The sequence below is a fragment of the Curtobacterium sp. ODYSSEY 48 V2 genome, from assembly GCF_023712625.1.
Taxonomy (GTDB): domain Bacteria; phylum Actinomycetota; class Actinomycetes; order Actinomycetales; family Microbacteriaceae; genus Curtobacterium.
Genome location: NZ_JAMAXX010000003.1, coordinates 62,231 through 84,750, shown reverse-complemented (window position 1 = coordinate 84,750; position 22,520 = coordinate 62,231). Strand labels below are relative to the sequence as shown.

Sequence of the window (22,520 nt, the reverse complement as noted above, 5' to 3'; positions counted from 1 at the left end):
GATCAGCCTCTCGGAGTGCGGCGGTAGAAGGGGAAGGGGGTGACGGTGCTGGGGATCGCGGTCCCGCGCACGTCGATGTGCAGGAGCTGTCCCTCGCCGGCCACCGTCGGATCGACGAAGGCCATGGCGACGGGGTGTCCCAACGTCGGCGAGAGCGCCCCGGACGTGACGGTGCCGACGACCTGCCCGTCGTGCACGACGTCGTACCCGGCGCGCGGCGCACGGCGTCCCTCGGTCACGAGGCCGACGAGCACGCGGGCACCGGGGGCGGGCACCACGCCGGCGTCCCCCACGAACGAGCCCGAGGTCGCGACGACACGACCGAGACCGGCCTGGGCGGGTCGCACCTCGGTCGACAGTTCGTGCCCGTAGAGCGGCATGCCGGCCTCGAGCCGCAGGGTGTCCCGCGCGGCGAGCCCGGCGGGCACGACACCGCGGTCGGCGCCGGTCTCGAGCAGGGCGTCCCAGATCGACGACGCGACGTCGGTGTCGCTGTAGATCTCGAAGCCGTCCTCGCCGGTGTAGCCGGTCCGGGCGACGAGGACCTCGGCGCCGTCGAACAGCGCGTGCAGCACGCGGTAGTACCGGAGTTCGTCGAGCGGGGTCTCCGGCTGCAGGCGGTCCGCCACGACCAGGGCGTCGAGCGTCCCTGCGGCGGCCGGACCCTGGATCGCCACGAGGGCGGTGGTGTCCGAGTCGTCGGTGACCTCGACGTCGTGGCCGCCCGAGCGCGCGACGAGCGCGTCGACCGCGACGGAGCGGTTCGCGGCGTTCGCCACGACGAGGAAGACGTCCTCGCCGGTGCGGTAGACCACGAGGTCGTCGAGGATCCCGCCGTCCTCGGCGAGGAGCAGCGAGTACTTCGCGCGACCGACGGGCATCGCGCCGAAGGACCCGGCGAGCGCGTGGTCGAGGAACGGCACGGCGTCGGGGCCGACGACGCCGACCTCGGCCATGTGCGACAGGTCGAAGACGCCCGCGGCCTGACGGACGGCGTGGTGCTCGGCGAGGTCGGACGAGTACCGCACGGGCATCCGGTACCCGGCGAAGTCGGTGAAGGTGGCGCCCGCAGCCTCGTGCGCGGACTCGAGTGGGGAGGAACGCATGACGGAGTTCTCCTGGCATCGGCAGGACCCGACGGCCGTCGTCGGGTGGGAACTCCCCCTCTGTCATGGGCCTGAGAGTTTCACCGCGGCCCGTGAGGTCCGGCGGCTTTCACCGTGGGCGAGACGCCGCGCGGGCCCGGCGGGGACGCGTGTCTGCTTTTCAGAGTGGCCTGTCCGCTGCGGTGTGGGACCTGAGAGATTGACGGGGAGGTTGCTCCTTCGGTGCCGTGCGCGTGCGCTCGGCTCTCCCGCGGCGGGTGTGCGGCCGGTGTTGAGTTGTGCAGGCCCGAGCATACCGACCCCGCGTTTCCGGCATGTGTCGTGGTCGCCCCTTCGACGTCTCGTAGAATGCGGGGATGGCAGGACAGCGATCGCGCCCCCGTGGGCAGCTCGAGCAGGCGGTCCTCGAGACCCTGCGCGCTGCGGCCGACCGCGGCGTCGTGGACGGGTGCACGGCACGGCAGGTGCTGGACGCCTTCCCGGAGCCGCGTCCGGCGCTCACCACGGTGCTGACCGTGCTCGACCGCCTGGGACGCAAGGGCCAGGTCGAGCGGCAGGAGCACGCCGAGGCCCCGCTGACCTTCCGCGCCGTGCACAGCCGTGAGCAGCAGACGGCATCGCTGATGTCGAACGCGCTGGCCGCCGCGTCGGACCGCGAGGCCGCGCTGCTCCAGTTCACCGGATCGCTCGCCTCGGACGACCTCGACGTCCTGCGCCGCGCCCTCGACGCCCGAGCCCGCTCCTGACCGGAACCGAGCAGTGGTCGTCGTCGGAGTCGCCCTCATCGCCCTCGCCCTCGTCGTCGTGGTGGTCGCCCCGCGCGTCCTGACCCGGTCCGCCTGGACGATCGACCACCCACGCACGGCGCTGGTCTCGTGGTCCGTCGCGGTCCTGCTCGGCGTGGTCGGCTTCGTCGTCGGGGTCGCCCTCGTCGTCGCGGCCGACCGACCACTCGACCCCTTCCGGCTCACCGAGTCCCCGACGCACGGCCTGAACCTCGGCGTCGCACTCCTCGGCGTGGCGGCGTTCGTCGTCGCGGTCCGGGTCCGTCCCGGTGCCGAGCACGAGGCCGTGCGGCAGGCCATGCGGTCGGGCACCGCTCCGCACCGACAGATCGACGGCACCACCGTCGCCCTGGTCGAGGCGGACCACGCGCTCGCCTGCGCGGTCCCCGGTCGGTCCGGCGGCGTGCTCGTGAGCACCGGGCTCGCCGACCTGCTGCGGACCGACGAACTGGAGGCCGTGGTCGCCCACGAGCGGGCCCACCTGACGCAGCGCCACGCCGTGGCCGTCGCGGTCGCCGAGTCCATCGAGCGTGCGGTCCCGTGGGTTCCCGGGGCGCGCGCCATGGCGCGCTCGACGCGCGTCCTCGTCGAGTTCGCCGCCGACGACGCGGCGGCCCGACGCGTCGGACGCGACGCCCTGCACCGGGCGGTGCTCGTGGCGGACGGGACGAGCGCGCTCGGGGCGGTCCGTGCCTCCCGGCTGCGCTGAGCCCACCGGTCACGCCTGTCGGGGGCGAGGCATAGGGTGGCAGGCACCGTGAAGCCACTGACCGAAGCAGACATCCGTTCGTCGTTCGTGAACGCCACCCCGGACGAGCTCGAGCAGCTCCCCATCCCGGGGTTGCACGAGATGCTGTGGGACGAGCGCGAGTTCCTCGGCTGGCGCGACCCGCAGGCCGCCCGACGCGGCTACATCGTGTCGTGGATCGACGATCGCCCGGTCGGCATCGTCGTCCGCTCCGCCGGCGGTTCGCTCCGCCCGGGCATCGCCGCGATGTGCTCGTTCTGCCACTCCCCGCAGCCGGCGACGCAGGTCCGCCTGTTCTCCGCCGCCCGCGCCGGTGAGTCCGGCCGGAACGGCAACACCATCGGGTCCTACATCTGCGAGGACCTCGGCTGCTCGATGCTCATCCGGACGGCCCCGCCGCACCTCAACCCGCCCGCGACGATCGCGATGCGCGGCGAGGCCCTGCTCGGGCGCGTGCGGAACTTCACCGAGGACGTGGCGAAGACCGCGTGAGCCGGTTCGCCACCGCGCGGTGGGCCGTCGTCGAGGAACAGGGCGACGGGCGCTGGCGCCTCAGCATCCGCGACGAGGCGGACGACGAGCTCGGCGCGCTCGGCCTCGGGGTCGAGGGGCCGTGGGACCCGGACGTCGAGCCGCACGTGGCGTTCGTCCTGGTGCAGCTCGGACTGACGCTCCGCGGTGCGCGGCCGTGGCACGAGGACGAACTCGGCGACCAGCGCGCACCGGTGCTACCGCTCGGGTGAGCGACCGCTCCCGTGGTCGCGCCGGGCGGCGGGCGGCGGGCGGGGACCGAACCACGTACCCGACGTCGAACCAGCCACGCCGCCTGCTTCGACGTCGGGGACCTGGTTCGACGCTGCATTGCACCCCCGGCCCGGCGGCGGGGCACAGCTCAGGGCTCGGTGGCCGCGATGAAGTTGCGGAGGATCTCGCGGTCGTCGTCGACGCGGACGGCCCAGACCAGCTCGCTGCGGTGCGGGTCGTCCTGCAGCGGGAGCAGGACGACGGTGTCGGGTGCCGCGAGGGTCGCGCTCTCCGGGGCGATCGTCACACCGAGCCCCGCTCCGACCAGGTGGAGCACGGTCGCCCACGTCGTGGCCTCCTGCACGACCTCGGGACGCCGTCCGTCGACGACCACGGGCGCGAGGTTGCGTTCGGTCGCGACCGCACCGGCGATCGCCGGGAAGAACACGAACGGGTCGTCGACCAGTTCGGTGCCGCGGATCGACGCCCGCTCCGCGAGCCGGTGCCCGTGCGGGACCGCCGCGACGAAGGGCTCGGAGCGGAACGGCAGGAACCGCACGGCCGGGTCCGGGTCGGGGTCGCGCAGGACCGCCAGGTCGAGCTCGCCGCGGACGGTGCGGGCGAGCAGCGTCGACGAGTAGCCCTCGGTGAGTTCGACGCGGACGAGCGGGTACCGCTGCCGGAAGGCCTGCACGCGCTCGATCGGACCGAGGGGCAACGCCGAGACGACGAACCCGACGTCCAGCCGTCCGGCCTCACCGCGTCCGACCCGCACGACCTCGTCCACGTCGCGCACTGCTTGGTCGAGCAGCGAGCGTGCACGGCCCTGCAGCACCCGACCGGCGGCGGTGAGCGCGACGCTGCGCGAGGTGCGGACGAACAGGTCCACCCCGAGGTCACGCTCGGTCCGTCGGATCTGCTGCGAGAGCGCGGGCTGGGCGATGCGCAGCCGCTCGGCGGCCCGCCCGAAGTGCAGCTCGTCGGCGACGGCGAGGAACGCCCGGAGCTGCCGCAGGTCGACATCCATGCACGCAGCCTATCGATGCGCGGGAACGAGTATTGGACGCGATCAGATCCCTGGTCGAGGATGGGTCCGTGCCCGAGACGCCCACGCTGACCATCTCCGAGTTCGAGACCGCCGCCGACGCCACGGCGTTCCGCACCCTCAACGAGGCGTGGATCGAGCAGTACTTCACGCTCGAGGACGAGGACCGCGCGATCCTCGGCGATCCGGTCGGCCGCATCATCGAGCCCGGCGGTGCGGTGTTCGTCGCGCGGCTCGACCACGAGGTCATCGGCTGCATCGGGATCATGCCCGTGGGCGAGCGCGTGTTCGAACTCGTCAAGATGGCGGTCTCGCCGGTGCACCAGGGGCACGGCACCGGGCGGAAGCTCATCGCCGCAGCACTCGACCGCGCCCGGTCCCTCGGCGCGCAGCGGGTCGCGCTCGAGAGCAACAGTGCCCTGGCGAGCGCCGTGCACCTGTACGAGGCGTTCGGCTTCCGGCACCTCGGACACGACGAGATCGCGCCGAGCCCGTACGCCCGTGCGGACGTCCACATGGTGCTCGACCTGGTCTGACCCCGACCCGGTAGCGTCACGATCGTGCACATCCGACCGCGCCGCGACGACGAGCTGGAGCACCTGGTCCGGGTGCTCCAGCGCACGCACGACGAGGACGGCTACCCGGCGCACTGGCCCGACGATCCGGTCGCGTGGCTGACCCCGCCCGGGCACCGCTCGGCGTGGACCGCGTGGCGGCTCTACGAACGCCGCGGCTGGCGGCTGACCCACCGGTCTCCCGCGGACTGGACGAAGCCGGACGGGACCGTCCCGACCATGCGGTGGTACGAGAAGCGCCTGCCGTGAGCCGGTACGCTCGCCGCATGGCGACGTACGAGGTGCAGGCCGTCCGTGAGCGCGGCGTGTGGCAGGTGTTCATCGAGGGGACCCCGATCACCGAGGTGCTCCGCTGGTCCTCCGTCGGTCCGGTCGCACGGGAGTTCCTCGCGATGGACCGCGACGACGACCTGCGCATCCGCGTCGTCGGCCGCAACCAGTACGTCGACGAGCTGTCCGACTGACGCCGTCGCGGCGCTCCTCCGCGAGCGTCCTCCCGCGGTGAAGCTCGGGCCGCGCGACGTCCCTCGCGCCCGGGCCAGGGACGGGTCGCGGAGCCCGAGGCTCGTCCGAGCGCGACCGACCGCTCAGGCGACGTGCCAGACCAGCCCCTCCTGCGCGCTCGACGGGTAGGCCGCCGCGATGCGGTGCACGGCCTCGCGCAGGGTCTCCGGCGAGCACGCCAGGTTGAGCCGCGCGAACCCCCGCCCCTGGGCGCCGAACCCGAGCCCGGAGTTCAGCGCCACGTACGCGTGCTCACGGAGCGGCACCGCCGGGTCGTCGCCGAGGCCGATTCCCCGGAAGTCGAGCCATGCGAGGTAACCCGCCCGCGGCCGCGTGTAGACGACCCCGGGCAGGTGCTCGGCGAGCAGGGCGCCGAGCAGCCGCTCGTTCGCGACGATGCGGGCGACGACGTCGTCGAGCCAGTCCGTCGCGAGGGTGAACGCGGCGAGGTTCGCGTGCAGCCCGAGGATGCTCGTGCGGCAGGCGACCTCCTCCCACAGCGTGTCGAGGAGCGCCGCGGTCCGGCCGTCCCCCGCGACCATGACGGAGCACTTCACGCCGGCGAGGTTCCAGCCCTTGCTCGCGCTCGTCACGCAGACGCTGCGGGCGCCGTGCTGCTCGGCGACCATCGCGAACGGGGTGAAGTGGACCCCCGGGTGCGTGAGCGGCGCGTGGATCTCGTCGCTGACGACGAGCACGTCGTACCGCGCCGCCAGCTCGGCGAGCGCCTCGAGGTCGGCCCGGTCGTGCACGAGCCCCATCGGGTTGTGCGGGTTGCAGAGCAGGAACACCCGGACGCCGTCGGCGAAGGCGCGCTCGAGCCCGGCGAGGTCGAGCCGGTAGACGCCCCACTGCTCGGTCAGCGGGACCTCCTCGACCTGACATCGTGCTTCCTCGACGAGCTCGAAGAACGGCGGGTACACCGGCGGGGTGATCGCGACGCGTCCGCCCTCGGGGAGCGCGAGCCGGAGCGACTCGACGATCCCGACGCTGACGTCGGTGGCCAGGTGCACACGACCCGGATCGACGTCCCACCCCCACCGGTCGCGCGCGAACTGCGCGAACGCCGGCGCGAGCGGCCCGGGGCCGTCCAGGTACCCGAGGTCGGACTGCTGCACCCGCTCGACCAGTGCCTGCCGGATGGCCGGCGCCACGTCGTGGTCCATCTCGGCGACGAACAGGGGCAGCACGTCGGGCGCGTAGCGCGTCCACTTGATGCTCGTGCGGACCCCGCGGAGCGTGCCGACCGGGTCCTGTTCGTCGTCAGCCATGCGTCCCAGCATGCATCGACCGGGAGGCCCGGTGCGAGTCCGGCCGTCATCCCGCGTCGTCCAGCGGTCACCTCCCGTGCGTGCCGAGGCCCGCCCACGTAGGTTCGGCACCATGAGCACGAGCACCGCCGACAAGGCGACCACCCTCAAGCAGCTGCACGAAGCCCCCGAGATCCTGCGCGTCGTGAACGTGTGGGACGCGATCAGCGCGAAGGTCGTGAGCGACCTGCCGGAGACGAAGGCGATCGCGACCGCCGGGCACTCCATCGCCGCGAGCCACGGCTACGACGACGGCGGGATGCCGCTCGACGTGGCCCTCGCGGGCGCCGCGACCGTCGCCGCCGCGACGGACCTGCCCGTCACGGCGGACCTCGACGACGGGTACGCGGACCCGGCCGAGACGATCCGTCGCGCGATCGCCGCCGGGATCGTCGGCGCGAACGTCGAGGACCGCCTCCGTCCCTTCGACGAGGCCGTCGCCCGCGTCGCCGCGATCACCGCCGCAGCCGAGGCCGAGGGCGTCGCCTTCCAGCTCAATGCCCGCACCGACGCGATCGCCCGGGGTGGCGACCGCCCGATCGACGAGAGCATCGAGGACGCCATCGCCCGCGGGAAGGCGTTCCTCGACAACGGCGCCGCACTCGTCTTCGTGCCGGGTGCGATCCAGCGCGACGTGGTCGAACGACTCGTCGACGGGCTCGGTCGCGGCAAGCTCTCGGTGATCGGACTGCCGGGCGCCCTGCCGGCTGCCGAGTACGAGGCCCTCGGCGTCGCCCGCATCTCCTACGGTCCGCTGACGCAGCGCGTCGCGCTGCGCGCGCTCCGCGACCTGGCGACCGACCTGTACGGCGACGGCGTCGTGCCGGAGGACACCCCCGCTCTGAACTGACGGCCCACCGGACGGGAGGCGCGGTGCACGCTCGCACCGCGCCTCCCGTCCGTCTTGCTGGACGTTCCGGACGAAGCGACGTATAGTGTCTCATTGGTGCACTGCAGCGAACCCATCTGACTCGCGCACACCAGCACGTCTCGTACCGACCCGCCGGGTCGCATTCCACCGAGACCACCGCTCGATCCGAACGGACGAGCAGCACGTCGAGACACGACGTGCGCACCCGCAGCCGATGCGTCGTGCCGGACCACGGAGTCCGCCGACCAGAGCACGGCCGGGTGCCGAACGACCAGGAAGTACCGCACCACCATGACCAGCAACGACCGCATCACCATCTCCGGGACCGCACTCGCGGCCCCCACCGTCTCCCCCGACCGCATCGCCGAGTTCCCGGTCCGCGACGACCGCTCGCAGCGCGAGTACCTCGTCCGCATCGCGGCCGACGACCTGCGCCTGTTCGTCACGCGTGACGCACGCGTGGACATCGACGGCGAGGCCGGCTGGACCGTACCCGGCCGCTCCTGGCGGGGCGAGTCGAGCCGGACCATCCTGCTCGCGCGCCGCGTCGGCAAGGGCGAGCTCGCCCTGGCCGCCTAGGTCGGACCCGCCGGAACCGCTCACACGGTTCCCGGTCCACACACGACGAACGCCGCCGGCTCAGCGCCGGCGGCGTTCGTCGTCTGTGCCTTCGGGGTGTCAGGCCGGCCCGTACGACGACGGCCCCTCGGCTCCGCGGAAGCGCGTGCCACCGTCCGCGTTCACCGGGAGCGCCGGACCCGCACGCCGTGCCGCGTCGCGCAGGCGACGGATGAACGCCGGGTCCTCGGGCTCGAGCTCGTCGTCCGGGGCGACCGTCACGCAGAGCTCGCTCGCCGGGCCGACGAGCAGGATCGACGTCGACACCGAGCCGTCGTCACCGACGCTCGGCACCGTGATCGTGTCGGTGCGCGAGTTCGCTCCGAGGACGGCCGCGTAGTCGGCGACCGCGTCCGCGATCAGGTCCCCGGTGAGGATCTGGCTCGCGTCGTAGTTGATGTACTTCACGTCTCCTCCTCATCTCTCCCTCGACGGTAGGTACCGCGTGTGCGAGGAGGTCTGGAGTGTGCGTTCCGTGGCCAGTCCACTCCTCGGGGCGTGCGCCGGTCAGACCTCAGGCGGGTCCGTCCGGAGGCGCTTGGCCTCCGGCTCGTCGGAGTGCGACGACGCGGCGTCCGTGAACCGTCCGCCGCCCACCACCGCGATGCGGCGCCCGAGCTCGTTGACCAGGTCCTCGTCCTCGGGCTCCAGCTCGTCGTCCGGCGCCGCCTCGACCATGATCTGGGAAGCCGGGCCGAGCAGGACCTCCGCCGTGGTGCCGTAGCCCTCGGCGTCCGCGGTCGGGATCTCGACGATGTCCGTCGTGCCGTTCTCGCCGAGCGCAGCGGCGTAGGCGAGCACCGCCTCGGCGATCGCGTCGCCGGTCATCACTCGGTTCTCTCCGTAGACCACGTACTTCATCGGTCCAGTCAACGCTGCATCCTCGGTGGGCACTCAGCTCGGACGGGCCTCGGGGGACGCGCTGCTCCTCCGCCACGCCGGGACTGCACGGCTGCGGAGATCGGCTCTTCCCAGTTCTGGGGACTGGTCAGGGCAGCACGCACCCGGTGGACTGGACCCATGCGATCGTTCCACCCCCTCGACACGTCAGCGCTGCTCCGGGTCGAGATCGTCGACGCGATGATCCGTGTGCTCCGTGCGAACGCCCTGCACGAGGTGTCGTACGAGCACGTGGCCACCGAGGCGTCGCAGCCGCTCGACGTCGTCACCGAGGTGTTCCCGACCTGGGACGGACTCCTGCTCGCCACCATCGACCAGTGGAACGACCAGCGGACCACCGCGCTGCTGCCGATCGCCGAGCGCAGCGGCACGATCGTGTTCCTCCGCGCCATCGTCCGCGCGAACGTCGCCGACCCGTCGCTCATGCGCTTCCTGACCTCGACGCTCAACATCGCCGCGACGCCGCACCACCCGCTCGCACCGATGCTGCACCTGCGCTGGCGTCGCTTCCACGGGTTCGTGCTGGCGGCCCTGCAGCGGGACGTCGAGCTCGGCCGGGAGCCGCGCACCATGGAGCCGGCTCGTGGCGCCGAGCAGCTCCTCGCGACGTACGAGGGGCTGCAGCTGCAGTCGATGGTGCGGCCGGAGATGGACCTGCTCGAGTCGTTCGACCGCGCGGTCACCCGACTCCGCGAGGGCTGGTCGCGCGAGTACGTGCCGCCGGTGTGGGACCTCGAGACGGCCTGACCGGACTTCCGAGCGCGGCGGCCGACAGCCGTCGGCCGCCGCGTACCGGTCAGTTGTTGAAGCGGAACTCCACCACGTCGCCGTCCTGCATGACGTAGTCCTTGCCCTCGATGCGGGCCTTGCCGTGCGCACGGGCCTCCGCGATCGAGCCCGCCGCCATGAGGTCCTCGAACGAGATGACCTCGGCCTTGATGAAGCCCTTCTCGAAGTCGGTGTGGATCACGCCGGCAGCCTGGGGAGCCTTCCACCCCTTGCCGATCGTCCACGCCCGGGCTTCCTTCGGCCCGGCGGTCAGGTAGGTCTGCAGCCCGAGGGTGTCGAACCCGATGCGGGCGAGCTGGTCGAGGCCGGACTCGGTCTGCCCGGTCGACTCGAGCAGTTCGGCGGCGTCCTCGGGGTCGAGCTCGATGAGCTCCGACTCGACCTGGGCGTCGAGGAACACGGCTTGCGCCGGTGCCACGAGCGCGGCCAGCTCGGCCTTGCGGGACTCGTCGGTCAGGATCGCCTCGTCGACGTTGAAGACGAAGATGAACGGCTTGGCCGACAGGAGGCCGAGCTCGGCGATCGGCGCGAGGTCGATCGAGGTCGCGGAGAGCAGCGTGCCCTGCTCGAGCGCCGCCCTCGCCTCGTTCGCGGTCTCGAGCACGATCGGCTCGGCCTGCTTGAGCTTCACGGTCTTCTCGTACCGGGGCAGCGCCTTCTCGATGGTCTCGAGGTCCGCGAGGATGAGCTCGGTGTTGATGACCTCGAGGTCGTCCTTCGGCGAGACCTTGTTCGCCACGTGCACGACGTCGTCGTCGGTGAAGCCACGGACGACCTGCGCGATGGCGTCGGCCTCGCGGATGTTCGCGAGGAACTTGTTGCCGAGGCCCTCGCCCTCGCTCGCACCCTTCACGATGCCGGCGATGTCGACGAACGACACGGGCGCGGGCACGGTCTTCTCGGAGCTGAAGAGCGTCGCGAGCTGGTCGAGCCGCGGGTCGGGCAGGTTCACCACGCCGACGTTCGGCTCGATCGTCGCGAACGGGTAGTTCGCGGCGAGGACCTGGTTCTTGGTCAGGGCGTTGAACAGGGTCGACTTGCCGACGTTCGGGAGACCGACGATTCCGATGGTGAGAGCCACGGGAGCACAGCCTACCGGCGGCGGCCCGCCGGAGCCGACCCGGTCCTCCAGGCCGCTGCCGTCAGGACGGCCAGATGCCGGACAGGAAGCTCACGAACGTGAGCAGCAGGCCGTGCGCGATCCCGAGCACGATGCCGGCGACCAGCACCGCGGTCACGAGCAGGGTGGTCCCGAGACCGATCCCACGCCGCACGGTGTGCGGCCGCGCGTCCACGCGGTGTGCGCCCGCCAACAGCTCGTCCAGGTCCCTCGGCTCCCCCATGCGCCGACTGTACGTCGCGGCGGGTCAGGACACCAGCGCTCTGAGGCGCTCGTCGACCAGGGCGAGCACCTCGGTCTGGAGGCGCTGGGAACCGCGCCAGTCACCGCGCACCTCGAGCGCGTGGTCCGCACCGTCCACCGTGTGCAGTCCGGCGCGTGTCGTCCCGACCGCGGAGGGCAGCCAGATCGGGTCGGCGGAGCCGCCGACGGCGAGCGAACCGGTGCCCGCCGCGGCGAGCGCGGCGACGACGGCCGGATCGGTGAGGACCGGCGTGAGCCAGACCCCGTCGACGTCGTGGCGGACCGCCCAGGGCAGGGCGGAGCAGCCGAACGACTTCGCGACGACGAGGTCCGGGCGGCGGCCGTCGAGTGCGCCTGCCACCTGGCGCTCGACGAAGGCCACCGGGTCGTCCTTCGCTGCGGCGTCGACCGTCCACGCCGGCGCGACGACCTCGACGCCGTGCTGCGCGGCGATCGCGCGCGTCCACCAGAGCAGGGGCGCCTGCTGCCCGTACCCGGCACCGGGCAGGACGAGGACGAGCGGGGTCGTGGTGGCGGGGGCGGTCACGCCTCGGACGCTACCGCGCCGGGCCGCAACGCCGAGGCCGCGCGCGGGTGATGTCGGAACCCCGTGCGACCATCGAGGGCGTGCCGTTGAACTTCACCGCGATCGACTTCGAGACCGCGAACAGCTCCCCCGCGAGCGCCTGCTCCGTCGGACTCGTCAAGGTCCGCGGCGGCCGCGTGGTCGAGCGGGCCTCCTGGTTCATCCAGCCACCGCAGGGCCACGACGCGTTCCTCGAGTGGAACACCCGCATCCACGGCATCGTCGCGACGGACGTGGTCGGGGCGAAGGGGTGGGCCGAGCAGTACCGGGACATCGTGGCGTTCGCCGAGGGGGACGTCCTCGTCGCGCACAACGCCCGGTTCGACATGGGTGTGATCGCCGGCGGCTGCTCGGCGACCGGCACGGAACTGGCGGAGCACCACTCACTGTGCTCGCTCCAGGTGGCGCGCAAGACCTACACGCTCGACTCCTACCGGCTCCCGATGGCGGCCCGCGCGGCCGGGTACGAGGGCTTCCAGCACCACGACGCCGCTGCCGACGCCGAGGCCTGCGCCGCGATCGTCGTGCACGCCGCGGGGCAGCACGGATGCGACACGGTCGAGGCGCTCGGTGCGGCCACCCGGGTGCACATCGCGCCGGTGCGACCGCGGACGGAGCAGCCCCGCGCGGCAGCCCAGCCGCGGCTGTCGAACCGTCCGATGATCTTCGCCGACTGACGATCCCGGGGGGCCGGGCCGCGCGGAGTCCGGTGCTATTGTCACGACATAGCCGTGGGGTGCCGTCGCCGGTGCCCTCCCCACCCGGAGGACCGCGATGACCAACGAGGGCCAGCTGCCGTCCGACTTCTCCACGGACCTGGACCGCTCCGGGCCGGTGCCGCTGTACTTCCAGGTCGCATCGCGGCTCGAGGAGGCGATCCGCTCCGGCGCGATGCCGCCCGGCGCACGGCTCGAGAACGAGATCGCCCTCGGCGAGCGACTCGGGCTCTCGCGCCCGACGATCCGCCGAGCCATCCAGGACCTGGTCGACAAGGGGCTGCTCGTCCGTCGTCGAGGGATCGGCACGCAGGTCGTGCACGGCCCCGTGACGCGCAAGGTGGAGCTGACGAGCCTGTACGACGACCTCGCGCAGGGCTCGCAGGCACCGGCGACCACGCTGCTCGAGCGCACGGACCTGCCGGCGAGCGACGTCGTCGCCGAGGCCCTCGGCACCGCCCCGGGCACGCCGGTCGTCCACATCCGCCGCGTCCGCTTCGCCGAGGACGTCCCGATGGCGATCCTCGAGAACTTCCTGCCGCCCGAGTTCACGGCGATCACCGACGAGGACCTGCGGACGCACGGGCTGTACCAGCTGCTCCGCGGCCGGGGTGTCACGATGCGGGTCGCGAAGCAACGGATCGGGGCACGGGCGGCCACCGACGACGAGGCCTCGCTGCTCGAGATCGAGGACGGTGACCCGGTCCTGACGATGAGCCGCACGGCGTACGACGCGTCGGGCCGGGCGGTGGAGTACGGGGTGCACTGCTACCGCCCGGACCGCTACTCGTTCGAGGTCACCCTCGTCGACAAGTAGGCCGGCGGACCCGCTGCCTCAGCCGGCGGAGGGGACGCCGAGCTCGCCGGTCACGTACTGGGCGCGGCCGAACCCGAACGACCAGTCCTGCGGCCCGTTCTCGACGTAGCCGATGAAGACGTCCTCGCTCGCGACGCCGACCTCGGCGAGCCGGTCGTGCACGGCGCGGTAGAGACCCTGCTTCGCCTCGTCGCTCCGACCGCCCTGGGTGAAGACCTGGACCATGACGACGCCCTCGGTCCGCTCGAAGCCGAGACCGGCGTCCTGCGCGATGATCTGCTGCGCCGGGTGCTCGGTGATCACCTGGAACCGGTCGCGCTCGGGGATGCCGTACTCGGCGACGATGGCGGTGTGGATCGCGTCGGCGACGGCACGCACCTGCTCCGGGGTGCGACCGGTGACGAGATCGATGCGGACGAGCGGCATGGTGCCTCCTGTGGGTGGGGGGGTGGCGGTGCGCCGTCGCGGACGGGAGGCGCGGTGCCAGCATGCACCGCGCCTCCCGTCCGGTACACGGCCCGTCTCCAGCACCGGTGCCGGCACCTCCGTCGCCGGGCGCCCGCCGCCGGGCGCCGCCGTCAGGCGTCCTTCGTCAGGGTGCGTCCTCAGGCGTCAGGCGTCGTCTCGTAGAACGCGGGCTTCGCGGTGGCGTAGGTCACGTGCTCGAGGGCGCCGGTCTGCTGCGCCCGTACGGCGACCTCGGCGACGACCGACGCCGTGTAGCCGTCCCAGGCGCTCGGCCCGTCGATGCCCCCGGTGCGGGCAGCGTCCACCCAGCGCTGGACCTCCTCGTCGTACGCGGCGCCGAAGCGCTCGACGAAGGACGGGGTGACGCCCTGGCCCGAGACACCGGCCGACACGACGTTCATCGTCGTCTCGCGCCCGATGTACGCGACGCCGGACTCGAACACGGCGTCGGTCGTCACCTGGTACCCGAACTGCGCGTTGACGTTGATCTCGACGATCGCCATGGTGCCCGACGCGGTGGTGAACAGCACGAACTGCGGCTCCGGCAGGTCGACCGGTCCGAGCGAGTTCCTGCGGGGCTTCTTCACCTCGACCGCGACGATCGGCTCGCCCGTGAGGAACGGGATGATGTCGATCTCGTGGATGACCGAGTCGTGGATGAGCATCGACTCGCTGAAGTTCGGCGGCGTCGTCGGGTTGCGGTGCGCGTGGTGCAGGGCGAGCAGCGCGCCGTTCGTGCCGGACTCGCGGAGTGCCCGGAGCTCCTGGTACCCCTTGTCGAAGCGACGCATGAAGCCGACCTGGATCCGTGGGCGGTCGGACCTCGCCTGCTCGAGCTCGACGATGCGCAGGGAGTCCTCCGCGCTCGTGGTGAGGGGTTTCTCGCACAGGACGGCGAGACCGCGCTCGATCGCCGGCACGAGGACGGGCTCGTGCAGGAACCCGGGCGTCGCGACGAGCACGGCATCGATCGGCGTCGCGTCGAGGGCGTCCTCGAAGGACGCTGCGGTGAGCGCCCCCGGTGCCCGCTCGGCGGTGGCGGTGGCCCGGGCGGTGTCCGGGTCGACGACGGCGACGACGTCTGCGCCGGCGATCGTGGACGTGATGCGACGGACGTGGTCGCTGCCCATCGCGCCGGCTCCGACGACGGCGACGCGGAGGTTCTCGGTGGTGCTCACGGGGTTCTCCTGGGGGGGTCAGCGGACGCGCGCCGAGGCGGTCGAGCCGAGGATGTGCTGGACGGTGCGCTCGGCGATCGGGCCGGGGGCGTCGACCGAGCAGCCGTACATGTCCTGCTCGACGATGCCGAAGACGTCCGGGTCGATCCGGGCGACGGCCTCGATGACCGGGGCGAGCTCGGGGGTGCCGCGCGGCGGCTCGGTCATGATGCCCTGCGCCACGGCCGTCGCGAAGGGCACGTCGTTCTTGAGCACGTCGAACAGCAGCTCGGTGTCGACCTGCTTGAGGTGGAGGTAGCCGATGCGCTCCGGGTGTTCGGCGATCATGCGGAGGTTGTCGCCGCCGTAGTAGGCGAAGTGCCCGGTGTCCAGGCACAGGTTCGTGTACCGCGGGTCGGTCTCCTCGAGGAAGCGCACGGTCTCGCGGTACGTGCCGACGTGGCTGTCGGCGTGCGTGTGGAACTGCTGGCGGACGCCGAACTCCTCGAGCAGCGCCTTGCCCAGCTGGTCGTGTCCCCTGCCGAGGCGCTCCCACTGCTCGTCGGTCAGGGTCCGCGACTCGAGCACCGCACCGGTCGCGTCCGAGCGCCAGAGGTCCGGGATCGTCACGAGGTGCCGGGCACCGAGCGCCGACGCGAGCCCGGCGACCGCGACCGCCTGGTCCCACGCCCGCTGGAACTGGTCGTCACCCTTGTGGAACCCGGTGAAGACCGTGCCGGCGGACAGCCGGAGGCCGCGGGACTCGAGCTCGTCGGACAGCTGCGCCGGATCGGTGGGCAGGTACCCGTACGGACCGAGCTCGATCCACGTGTAGCCGGCTGCTGCGGCCTCGTCGAGGAAGCGCTGCCACGGCACCTGGCCCGGGTCGTCCGGGAACCAGACGCCCCAGGAGTCGGGGGCGGTACCGATGCGGATCGCGGCGGGGGCGGCCGCTGCGTCGGTGGCAGCGGTGTCGGCGGTGTCGGTCATGACGTCGTCGTCCTTCGTGGGATGGGTTCGTTCAGCCGAGCAGGGGGCGCTGCGACGCGACCTGCTGCTCGTACTCGGCGCGGGCCTGCCGGGTGCTCGGCAGGGTCGAGGTCTCGGCGACGGGGACGTCCCACCAGCCGTCACCCTCGGGGGCGGGCGCGAGCGGGTCGGCGTGCACGTGCACCAGCGTGGTGTGGTCGTTCGCCTTGGCCTGCCGCACGGCCGCGGTCAGGTCGGCGATCACGTCCGGGCCGGGGCGGACCTCGATCACGTCGACGCCGTAGGAGCGCGCGTTCGCGGCGAGGTCGACGGGCAGCACCTCGTCGTTCTCGAACGACCCGGTGTCGTCCCGGTAGCGGTACTCCGTGCCGTAGCGCTCGGAACCGACGGTCTCGGACAGGCGGCCGATCGACGCGTAGCCGTCGTTCTGCACGAGCACGACGACGATCTTGATGCCCTCGGCGACCGCCGTCACCAGCTCGGTGTGCAGCATCAGGTACGAACCGTCGCCGACGAGGACGATCGCGTCGCGGTCCGGGGCGCCGCGTCGCACACCGATGCCGCCGGCGATCTCGTAGCCCATGCACGAGAAGGCGTACTCGACGTGGTACCCGAGCGGGTCGCGGACCCGCCAGAGCTTGTGCAGGTCGCCGGGCAGCGAGCCGGCCGCCTGGACCACGACGTCGCGCGGGTCCGTCGCCGCCCGGACCGCGCCGATGATCTCCGACTGGCCCGGGACCGCGCGTCCGGACGGCACGGACGCGGCGTCGACGACGGCGTCCCACTCCTGCTTCCGCGACGCGACCTCGGCGGCGTACCCGGCGGAGACGGCGTACGACGGGGCGTCCGACGAACCTGCCGTGAGCATCTCGGTCAGCGCGACCAGCGCCTCCCGGGCGTCCGCGACCAGCGGCAGCTGCGAGCCGTGCTTGTGGGCGTCGAACGCGGCGACGTTCACGTTGACGAAGGTCACGTCGGGGTCCTGGAACGCCGTCCGGGACGCCGTGGTGAAGTCGCTGTACCGCGTGCCGATGCCGATCACGACGTCGGCCCGTGCGGCGATCGCGTTCGCCGCAGCCGTCCCCGTCGCCCCGATGCCGCCGAGGTACTGCGGGTGGTCCCAGACGAGCGAGCCGCCGCCCGCCTGCGAGGTGCCGACGGGGATGCCCGTCGTCTCGACGAAGGCCGCGAGTTCGTCCTCGGCACCCGAGTAGAGCACGCCACCACCGGCCACGACCACGGGACGCTCGGCGCTCCGGATCGCCTCGACCGCACGGGCCAGCGGTCCGCGTTCCGGCAGCGGACGCCGGACGTGCCACTCGCGCGGTTGCAGGAACGTCACCGGCACGTCGAGCGCTTCGGCCTGGACGTCCTCGGGCAGGGCGATCGTCACGGCGCCGGTCTCGGCCGGGTCGGTGAGCACCCGCATCGCGGCGAGCGCGATCGGGAACAGCTGCTCGGGCCGTTCGACGCGGTCGAAGAACCGCGACAGCGGCCGGAACGCGTCCGTCACCTGCAGCGACGGGTCGTGGGGCATCTCGATCTGCTGCAGCACCGGATCGGTCCTGCGGGTGGCGAAGGTGTCCGACGGCAGCAGGAGCGCGGGCAGCCGGTTCGTCGTCGCGAGCGCGGCGCCGGTGAGCATGTTCGCCGCGCCGGGGCCGACCGAGGCCGTCGACGCGAAGGTCGCCCGGCGGCGGTGCATCCGGGCGAACCCGACGGCCTGGTGCACCATCGCCTGCTCGTTGCGGGCCTGGTGGTACGGCAGCAGGCCGGGCTGGTCGACGTGGAGCTGCTTGATCGCCTGCCCGAGACCGGCGACGTTGCCGTGCCCGAAGATGCCGAAGATCCCCGGGATCGTGCGCTCGCGGTGATCACCGTCGACGGTCCACTGGTTCGCCAGGAACGCGACGAGCGCCTGACCGACGGTCATCCGACGGGTCTGCTCCGGGCCGGCGTGCTGGCTCATCGGGAGGGCTCCTTCTCGTAGGGCAGTCGCGGGTCGATCGGTTCCGAGGTCCACGTCTGCCGGACCCACCCGTGGGCGGGGTCGTCGGTGATGTTCCAGACGCGCTCCGGGTCCGGTCCGGCCATGACGTTGAGGTAGTACATGTCGTAGCCCGGTGCCGCGACGGCCGGTCCGTGCCAGCCGTACGGCACGAGGGCGATGTCCCCGGTCCGCACCTGGCGGAACTCGTCGATGGGCCGGTCGTCCGAGGCGTACGTGCGGTGCAGGGCGAAGGGGTCGGCCTGCTCGGGAGCCTGCACACCACGGGCCACGGCGGCTTCGTAGTAGTAGATCTCCTCGAGGTCCGACTCCTCGCCCGGGCGGTTCGTGTCGTGCTTGTGCGGCGGGTACGACGACCAGTTGCCGGCCGGCGTGATCACCTCGCAGACGATGAACCGCACCGCGTCGAGGGCGGCCGGGGTCCCGAAGTTGTGCACCTGCCGGCTCGACTGCCCCGTGCCGCGGAGTTCCACGGGGACGTCGACGCGGGCGATGTACGTGCTCGGCCGGACCGTCGCCGTGGGCGCCTCGGCCACGGCGACACGACCGGAGCCGGTGATCGTCGCGGCGGTGCCGGACCCCAGGTAGAGGACGTCGGTCGGCCCCTCGAAGACGCCGGTGCGTCCCTCGAGCGCCTGCTCGGTGTCGTCGTACGCCACGGTGAAGCTGCCGGCGAGCGGGACGACGAGGCGCTCGACCGCGTCGGCCGGGAGGCGCAGCTCGCCCCCGTCCTGCAGGGCGCCGGTCCGCAGACCGGTGTGCGTCCACCCCTCGACGCGGCCGTCGACCACGTCGGTCCAGCCCGCCTCGGGGCGGGAGCCCGCCGGGATGAACCAGCGGTCGCGCTGCTGCTGTTCGTTCGCCATGCTGCGCGTCAGCCGTTCGACGGGAAGCCGAGGTCGACACCGCCGTGCACTGCCGGGTCGAGCCAGCGGGAGGTGATCGCCTTCTGCCTGGTGAAGAAGGCCACCCCGTCGGCGCCGTACGCCTTGTGGTCGCCGAACAGCGAGTTCTTCCAGCCGCCGAACGAGTAGTAGGCCACCGGCACCGGGATCGGCACGTTGATGCCGATCATGCCGACCTGCACGTCGCGCTGGAATCGTCGAGCGGCTCCGCCGTCGTTCGTGAAGATCGCGGTGCCGTTGCCGAAGGCGCCGGAGTTGATCAGCTCGAGCCCCTCGTCGTAGGACTGCACCCGAACGACCGAGAGCACCGGACCGAAGATCTCCTCGGTGTAGACGCGACTCGACGTCGGCACCCGGTCGATCAGCGTCGGGCCGAGCCAGAAGCCGTTCTCGTCGCCGTCGGGTCGCACGGTGCGGCCGTCCACCACGACCTCGGCTCCGTCCTGCTCGGCGACCTCGATGTACGAAGCGACCCTGTCGCGGTGCTGCTCGGTGACGAGCGGGCCCATGTCGCAGCCCCGACGTCCGTCGCCGACGCGCAGCGTCGCCGCGCGCTCGCTGATCTTCGCGATCAGCTCGTCGGCGACCGGCTCGACCGCCACCACCACCGAGATCGCCATGCAGCGCTCACCGGCCGAGCCGAAGCCCGCGTTGACCGCGTTGTCCGCGACGAGGTCGAGGTCCGCGTCCGGCAGCACCAGCATGTGGTTCTTCGCCCCGCCGAGCGCCTGGACGCGCTTGCCGTGCTTCGTGCCCGTCTCGGACACGTACCGGGCGATCGGCGTGGACCCGACGAACGAGATCGACTCGACGTCGGGGCTGGTGAGGAGCCCGTCGACCGCTGCCTTGTCGCCGTTGAGCACCGTGAACACGCCGTCGGGCAGACCGGCCTCCCGGAACTTCCGCGCGAGCCACATCGCGGCGGACGGGTCCTTCTCGCTGGGCTTGAGCACGACGGTGTTGCCGGCGGCGATCGCGATCGGCAGGAACCAGAGCGGCACCATCGCCGGGAAGTTGAAGGGCGAGATGATGCCCACGACGCCGAGCGGTTGACGGATCGAGTACACGTCGATGCCGGTCGACACCTGGTCCGAGAACTCGCCCTTCATCAGCGACGGGATGTTCGTCGCCAGCTCGACCACCTCCTGCCCGCGGGCGATCTCCCCCAGGGCGTCGTCGATGACCTTGCCGTGCTCGCTCGTGATGATCTCGGCGAGCTCGGCCTTGTCCCGGTTGAGGACCTCACGGAACGCGAACATGATCTGCTGGCGCTTCGCGAGCGACAGGTCCGACCACGCCGGGAACGCCGCCTTGGCACTCGCGATCGCCCGCTGGACCTCGGCCTCGTCGGCCAGGGCGACCCGCTTCGTCACGACGCCGAGCGCCGGGTCGTGGACCGGGGCGGTCCGACCGGAGGCCGAGGCGACGTGCTCGCCGTCGATCCAGTGCCCGACCGTCGTGCTGCCGGCGCTGGTCTCGGTGCTGGTGGTCATGCGGTGCTTCCTTCCGGGACGGACGGGTCCAGGGCGGCGGACGGGGCAGGCGAGTCGGCGCGACGGCGAGCCGGTGTGGAGCGATCGCCCCGTGCCTCCCGGCTGTGGACGAGGGCGGCGGCGACGTCGACGGCGGCGGCGACGTCGCCGTCCTGCGGGTAGAGCAGGGTGCGACCGACGACGAGCCCGCGGACGCCCGGCAGGGCGAGCGCGTCGTCCCAGGCGGCGTACGTCTCGTCCGGACTGCCCGACGGGTCGCCGCCGAGCAGCAGCGTCGGCAGGGTGGTCGCAGCCATCACGCGTGCCATGTCGTCGACGACCGGGACCTTGAGCCAGCTGTAGGCGCTCGACTCGCCCAGGCCGGCGGCGATCGCCATCGACGTGATGACGGCGTCGGCGCTCAGGTCGTTGACGACCCTGCCGTCCCGCCACGAGGACATGAACGGCTCGAGCATGATCGGAAGCTGCAGGGCCGCGGCCTCGGTCACCGCCCGCGCCGTCGCCTCGAGCGTCGAGGCGGTGCCGGGATCGTCGAGCGCGATCCGGACGAGCAGCTTCGCGACGTCGAGCCCGGCGTCCGTGATCGCCTGCGCCGAGTACGCGGTGTAGCGGTCGTCGAGCTCGAACGATGCTCCGCGCAGGCCGCCGCGGTTCATCGAGCCGACGACGACCTTGCCGTCGAGCGCCCCGAGGAGCGCCAGGTCCTCGAGGACGTCCGGCGTGCCGAGGACCCCGTCGACGCCCGGGCGGCCGAGGGCCACGACGAGCCGTTCGAGCAGGTCGTACCGGTCGGCCATCGCCGAGGCGTCGTCGCGGACCGCGAGCGCACCGCGCGCGGGGTGGTCCGCGGCGACGATGAGGAGCCTGCCGTCCTCGGCGAGCAGCGGACGGCGGATCCGGGTCCGCAGGACCTCCGCGACGTGTTCCGGTGACCCGGCGCGCAGGTCGCGCAACCGGGCGAAGTCGGCCGGGCTGACCTCAGGCACCGACGCCCTCCTCCGCGGTCGCCGGCGCGGGGTTCGTGCGCAGGAAGCCCTCGACCTCGTCGCTCGTCGGCATCGCGGTCGAGCACTCGAACCGGGTGGCGACGATCGCCCCGGCCGCGTTCGCGAAGGCGAGGGTGCGGTCGAGGCTCCAGCCCTGCAGCAGCCCGTGCACGAGTGCTCCGCCGAACCCGTCGCCGGACCCGAGGCCGTTGACGACGTCGACGGCGTGCGGTCGGTACGCGACGGTCTCGTCGCGGGTCTTCGCCAGCACGCCCCTCGGGCCCTGCTTCACGATCGCGAGCTCGACGCCGCGCTCGAGCAGGGCGTCGGCGGCGCGCAGGGGGTCGGTCTCCCCCACGGCGATCTCGCACTCCTCACGGTTGCCGACGGCGACGGTGGCGTGGTCGAGAGCGACGGCGACCTCGCGCGTCGCGGCCGCCGGCTCGGGCCAGAACACCGCTCGGTAGTCGAGGTCGAGCACGGTGTGCCGCCCGGTGGCGCCCGGCGCCCGCAGTGCCGCGCTCCGTGCCGCGGCGGCCGCGTCGTGCGCGCTGCGGCTCGGCTCCTCGCTGAGTCCCGTCACGGTTGTCCAGAACACCCGCGTCCGTTCGATCGCGTGCAGCGGCAGGGACTCCGACGTGATCATCAGGTCCGGCGCCTTCGGCGCGCGGTAGAAGTAGAGCGGGAAGTCGTCCGGCGGGAAGATCTCACAGAACGCCACGGGCGTGTTGAGGCCCTCGACCGGCTCGACGAAGTCGTTCGCGACGCCGAACTCGGGCAGGGTGCGGGCGATGTAGCGGCCGAAGGGGTCGTTGCCGGTGCGGGTGATCACCGCTGCGTCCGCGCCGTGCCGGGCGGCGGCGACGGCGACGTTGGTCGCGCTCCCACCGACGGACTTCGAGAAGGTGGTGACGTCCTCGAGCGGTCCGGTCTGCTGTGGGTAGACGTCGACACTGACGCGTCCCATCGTGATCACGTCGTGGACGTGCGGGGCTTCGTCGGTCATGCGACGCGGGACCTTCCGGGCGGCTTCATC

General features: G+C 72.4%; 28 protein-coding genes and 1 riboswitch. Of the genes, 12 read left to right on the top strand and 16 right to left on the bottom strand.

The annotated features are described in order from the left end of the window. Nucleotides 1-2 precede the first annotated feature (2 nt). Entirely contained in the window at nt 3-1,106 is a 1,104-nt protein-coding gene (gene gcvT, locus M3666_RS05505) for a glycine cleavage system aminomethyltransferase GcvT (RefSeq protein ID WP_066652765.1), read from the bottom strand. 170 nt (nt 1,107-1,276) lie between these two features. Further along, a riboswitch (glycine riboswitch) is annotated at nt 1,277-1,367 on the bottom strand. Between the two features lie 95 nt (nt 1,368-1,462). Here gcvT and M3666_RS05500 point away from each other — a divergent pair. From M3666_RS05500 to M3666_RS05485, 4 genes are read left to right on the top strand one after another with little or no spacing between them, the layout of a single operon-like run. Then, complete coding sequence (locus M3666_RS05500) at nt 1,463-1,852, top strand: BlaI/MecI/CopY family transcriptional regulator (protein WP_066652757.1); 390 nt, start codon at nt 1,463-1,465, stop codon at nt 1,850-1,852. 13 nt (nt 1,853-1,865) lie between these two features. After that, the gene (locus M3666_RS05495; protein WP_066652755.1) at nt 1,866-2,600 is read left to right on the top strand and encodes a M56 family metallopeptidase; all 735 of its coding nucleotides are present in this window, start codon (nt 1,866-1,868) and stop codon (nt 2,598-2,600) included. Between the two features lie 48 nt (nt 2,601-2,648). Beyond that, nucleotides 2,649-3,131 (top strand): FBP domain-containing protein, encoded by a 483-nt coding sequence (locus M3666_RS05490; RefSeq protein ID WP_081985224.1) that lies wholly within the window; start codon nt 2,649-2,651, stop codon nt 3,129-3,131. Then, the gene (locus M3666_RS05485; RefSeq protein WP_209683676.1) at nt 3,128-3,382 is read left to right on the top strand and encodes a hypothetical protein; all 255 of its coding nucleotides are present in this window, start codon (nt 3,128-3,130) and stop codon (nt 3,380-3,382) included. The genes M3666_RS05490 and M3666_RS05485 overlap by 4 nt, the downstream gene beginning before the upstream one ends. Nucleotides 3,383-3,531: 149 nt before the next feature. Here M3666_RS05485 and M3666_RS05480 read toward each other — a convergent pair whose 3' ends face one another. Then, nucleotides 3,532-4,410 (bottom strand): LysR substrate-binding domain-containing protein, encoded by an 879-nt coding sequence (locus tag M3666_RS05480; protein ID WP_251154693.1) that lies wholly within the window; start codon nt 4,408-4,410, stop codon nt 3,532-3,534. A 68-nt stretch (nt 4,411-4,478) separates the two neighbouring features. Here M3666_RS05480 and M3666_RS05475 point away from each other — a divergent pair, with 68 nt between their 5' ends. Genes M3666_RS05475 through M3666_RS05465 form a run of 3 tightly spaced genes read left to right on the top strand, consistent with a single transcriptional unit; the run spans nt 4,479 to nt 5,467 of the window. Beyond that, the gene (locus M3666_RS05475; protein ID WP_251154692.1) at nt 4,479-4,964 is read left to right on the top strand and encodes a GNAT family N-acetyltransferase; all 486 of its coding nucleotides are present in this window, start codon (nt 4,479-4,481) and stop codon (nt 4,962-4,964) included. Nucleotides 4,965-4,988: 24 nt separating this feature from the next. Further along, nucleotides 4,989-5,252: a hypothetical protein gene (locus M3666_RS05470; protein WP_251154691.1), complete on the top strand. Its 264-nt coding sequence runs from the start codon at nt 4,989-4,991 to the stop codon at nt 5,250-5,252. A gap of 17 nt (nt 5,253-5,269) precedes the next feature. Then, a complete protein-coding gene (locus M3666_RS05465) occupies nt 5,270-5,467 on the top strand; it encodes a hypothetical protein (RefSeq protein WP_209683687.1) in 198 nt (65 codons plus the stop codon). Nucleotides 5,468-5,590: 123 nt separating this feature from the next. Here M3666_RS05465 and M3666_RS05460 read toward each other — a convergent pair whose 3' ends face one another. Continuing rightward, nucleotides 5,591-6,778 carry a MalY/PatB family protein gene (locus tag M3666_RS05460; protein WP_251154690.1) on the bottom strand — a complete coding sequence of 396 codons (1,188 nt, stop codon included), beginning with the start codon at nt 6,776-6,778 and terminating at the stop codon, nt 5,591-5,593. Nucleotides 6,779-6,890: 112 nt separating this feature from the next. Here M3666_RS05460 and M3666_RS05455 point away from each other — a divergent pair, with 112 nt between their 5' ends. Together M3666_RS05455 and M3666_RS05450 are read left to right on the top strand one after the other, a co-directional pair. Further along, complete coding sequence (locus tag M3666_RS05455) at nt 6,891-7,667, top strand: isocitrate lyase/phosphoenolpyruvate mutase family protein (protein WP_066652738.1); 777 nt, start codon at nt 6,891-6,893, stop codon at nt 7,665-7,667. 312 nt (nt 7,668-7,979) lie between these two features. After that, a complete protein-coding gene (locus tag M3666_RS05450) occupies nt 7,980-8,267 on the top strand; it encodes a hypothetical protein (protein ID WP_066652736.1) in 288 nt (95 codons plus the stop codon). 99 nt (nt 8,268-8,366) lie between these two features. Here M3666_RS05450 and M3666_RS05445 read toward each other — a convergent pair whose 3' ends face one another. Next, nucleotides 8,367-8,714, bottom strand: a complete 348-nt coding sequence (locus tag M3666_RS05445) for a hypothetical protein (RefSeq protein ID WP_066652733.1) — start codon at nt 8,712-8,714, stop codon at nt 8,367-8,369. A 99-nt stretch (nt 8,715-8,813) separates the two neighbouring features. Continuing rightward, nucleotides 8,814-9,179 carry a hypothetical protein gene (locus tag M3666_RS05440; RefSeq protein WP_144411241.1) on the bottom strand — a complete coding sequence of 122 codons (366 nt, stop codon included), beginning with the start codon at nt 9,177-9,179 and terminating at the stop codon, nt 8,814-8,816. A gap of 147 nt (nt 9,180-9,326) precedes the next feature. On the opposite strand from M3666_RS05440, the gene M3666_RS05435 reads away from it, so the two are divergent. After that, nucleotides 9,327-9,953: a TetR family transcriptional regulator C-terminal domain-containing protein gene (locus M3666_RS05435; RefSeq protein ID WP_066652727.1), complete on the top strand. Its 627-nt coding sequence runs from the start codon at nt 9,327-9,329 to the stop codon at nt 9,951-9,953. Nucleotides 9,954-10,002: 49 nt separating this feature from the next. Here M3666_RS05435 and ychF read toward each other — a convergent pair whose 3' ends face one another. From ychF to M3666_RS05420, 3 genes are all read right to left on the bottom strand, one after another. Then, on the bottom strand, nt 10,003-11,076 hold the full coding sequence (ychF, locus tag M3666_RS05430; protein ID WP_066652725.1) for a redox-regulated ATPase YchF: 1,074 nt from the start codon (nt 11,074-11,076) through the stop codon (nt 10,003-10,005). A 61-nt stretch (nt 11,077-11,137) separates the two neighbouring features. After that, entirely contained in the window at nt 11,138-11,338 is a 201-nt protein-coding gene (locus M3666_RS05425; protein ID WP_066652723.1) for a hypothetical protein, read from the bottom strand. A 24-nt stretch (nt 11,339-11,362) separates the two neighbouring features. Beyond that, nucleotides 11,363-11,905 carry a hypothetical protein gene (locus M3666_RS05420; RefSeq protein WP_251154689.1) on the bottom strand — a complete coding sequence of 181 codons (543 nt, stop codon included), beginning with the start codon at nt 11,903-11,905 and terminating at the stop codon, nt 11,363-11,365. An 80-nt stretch (nt 11,906-11,985) separates the two neighbouring features. On the opposite strand from M3666_RS05420, the gene M3666_RS05415 reads away from it, so the two are divergent. Together M3666_RS05415 and M3666_RS05410 are read left to right on the top strand one after the other, a co-directional pair. Then, on the top strand, nt 11,986-12,621 hold the full coding sequence (locus M3666_RS05415) for an exonuclease domain-containing protein (protein WP_251154688.1): 636 nt from the start codon (nt 11,986-11,988) through the stop codon (nt 12,619-12,621). A gap of 97 nt (nt 12,622-12,718) precedes the next feature. Next, nucleotides 12,719-13,477 (top strand): GntR family transcriptional regulator, encoded by a 759-nt coding sequence (locus tag M3666_RS05410; protein WP_209683699.1) that lies wholly within the window; start codon nt 12,719-12,721, stop codon nt 13,475-13,477. 18 nt (nt 13,478-13,495) lie between these two features. Here M3666_RS05410 and M3666_RS05405 read toward each other — a convergent pair whose 3' ends face one another. The 8 genes from M3666_RS05405 to iolC all read right to left on the bottom strand — a co-directional run bounded on the left by M3666_RS05405 (nt 13,496) and on the right by iolC (nt 22,490). Further along, nucleotides 13,496-13,903, bottom strand: coding sequence for a tautomerase family protein (locus M3666_RS05405; protein ID WP_066652713.1), 408 nt, complete (start codon nt 13,901-13,903; stop codon nt 13,496-13,498). Between the two features lie 179 nt (nt 13,904-14,082). Beyond that, nucleotides 14,083-15,123, bottom strand: a complete 1,041-nt coding sequence (locus M3666_RS17020) for a Gfo/Idh/MocA family protein (protein ID WP_209683703.1) — start codon at nt 15,121-15,123, stop codon at nt 14,083-14,085. Nucleotides 15,124-15,141: 18 nt separating this feature from the next. Then, a complete protein-coding gene (locus tag M3666_RS05395) occupies nt 15,142-16,092 on the bottom strand; it encodes a sugar phosphate isomerase/epimerase (protein WP_209683706.1) in 951 nt (316 codons plus the stop codon). A gap of 31 nt (nt 16,093-16,123) precedes the next feature. Further along, nucleotides 16,124-18,061, bottom strand: coding sequence for a 3D-(3,5/4)-trihydroxycyclohexane-1,2-dione acylhydrolase (decyclizing) (iolD, locus tag M3666_RS05390; protein ID WP_245171578.1), 1,938 nt, complete (start codon nt 18,059-18,061; stop codon nt 16,124-16,126). Beyond that, nucleotides 18,058-18,966: a 5-deoxy-glucuronate isomerase gene (iolB, locus tag M3666_RS05385; RefSeq protein WP_066652709.1), complete on the bottom strand. Its 909-nt coding sequence runs from the start codon at nt 18,964-18,966 to the stop codon at nt 18,058-18,060. The genes iolD and iolB overlap by 4 nt, the downstream gene beginning before the upstream one ends. 8 nt (nt 18,967-18,974) lie before the next feature. Further along, nucleotides 18,975-20,498 carry a CoA-acylating methylmalonate-semialdehyde dehydrogenase gene (locus M3666_RS05380; RefSeq protein ID WP_066652707.1) on the bottom strand — a complete coding sequence of 508 codons (1,524 nt, stop codon included), beginning with the start codon at nt 20,496-20,498 and terminating at the stop codon, nt 18,975-18,977. After that, on the bottom strand, nt 20,495-21,484 hold the full coding sequence (locus M3666_RS05375) for a class I fructose-bisphosphate aldolase (RefSeq protein WP_066652698.1): 990 nt from the start codon (nt 21,482-21,484) through the stop codon (nt 20,495-20,497). Before M3666_RS05375 ends, M3666_RS05380 begins: the two co-directional genes overlap by 4 nt. Beyond that, nucleotides 21,477-22,490 carry a 5-dehydro-2-deoxygluconokinase gene (iolC, locus tag M3666_RS05370; protein WP_066652693.1) on the bottom strand — a complete coding sequence of 338 codons (1,014 nt, stop codon included), beginning with the start codon at nt 22,488-22,490 and terminating at the stop codon, nt 21,477-21,479. Before iolC ends, M3666_RS05375 begins: the two co-directional genes overlap by 8 nt. Between the last annotated feature and the right edge of the window lie 30 nt (nt 22,491-22,520).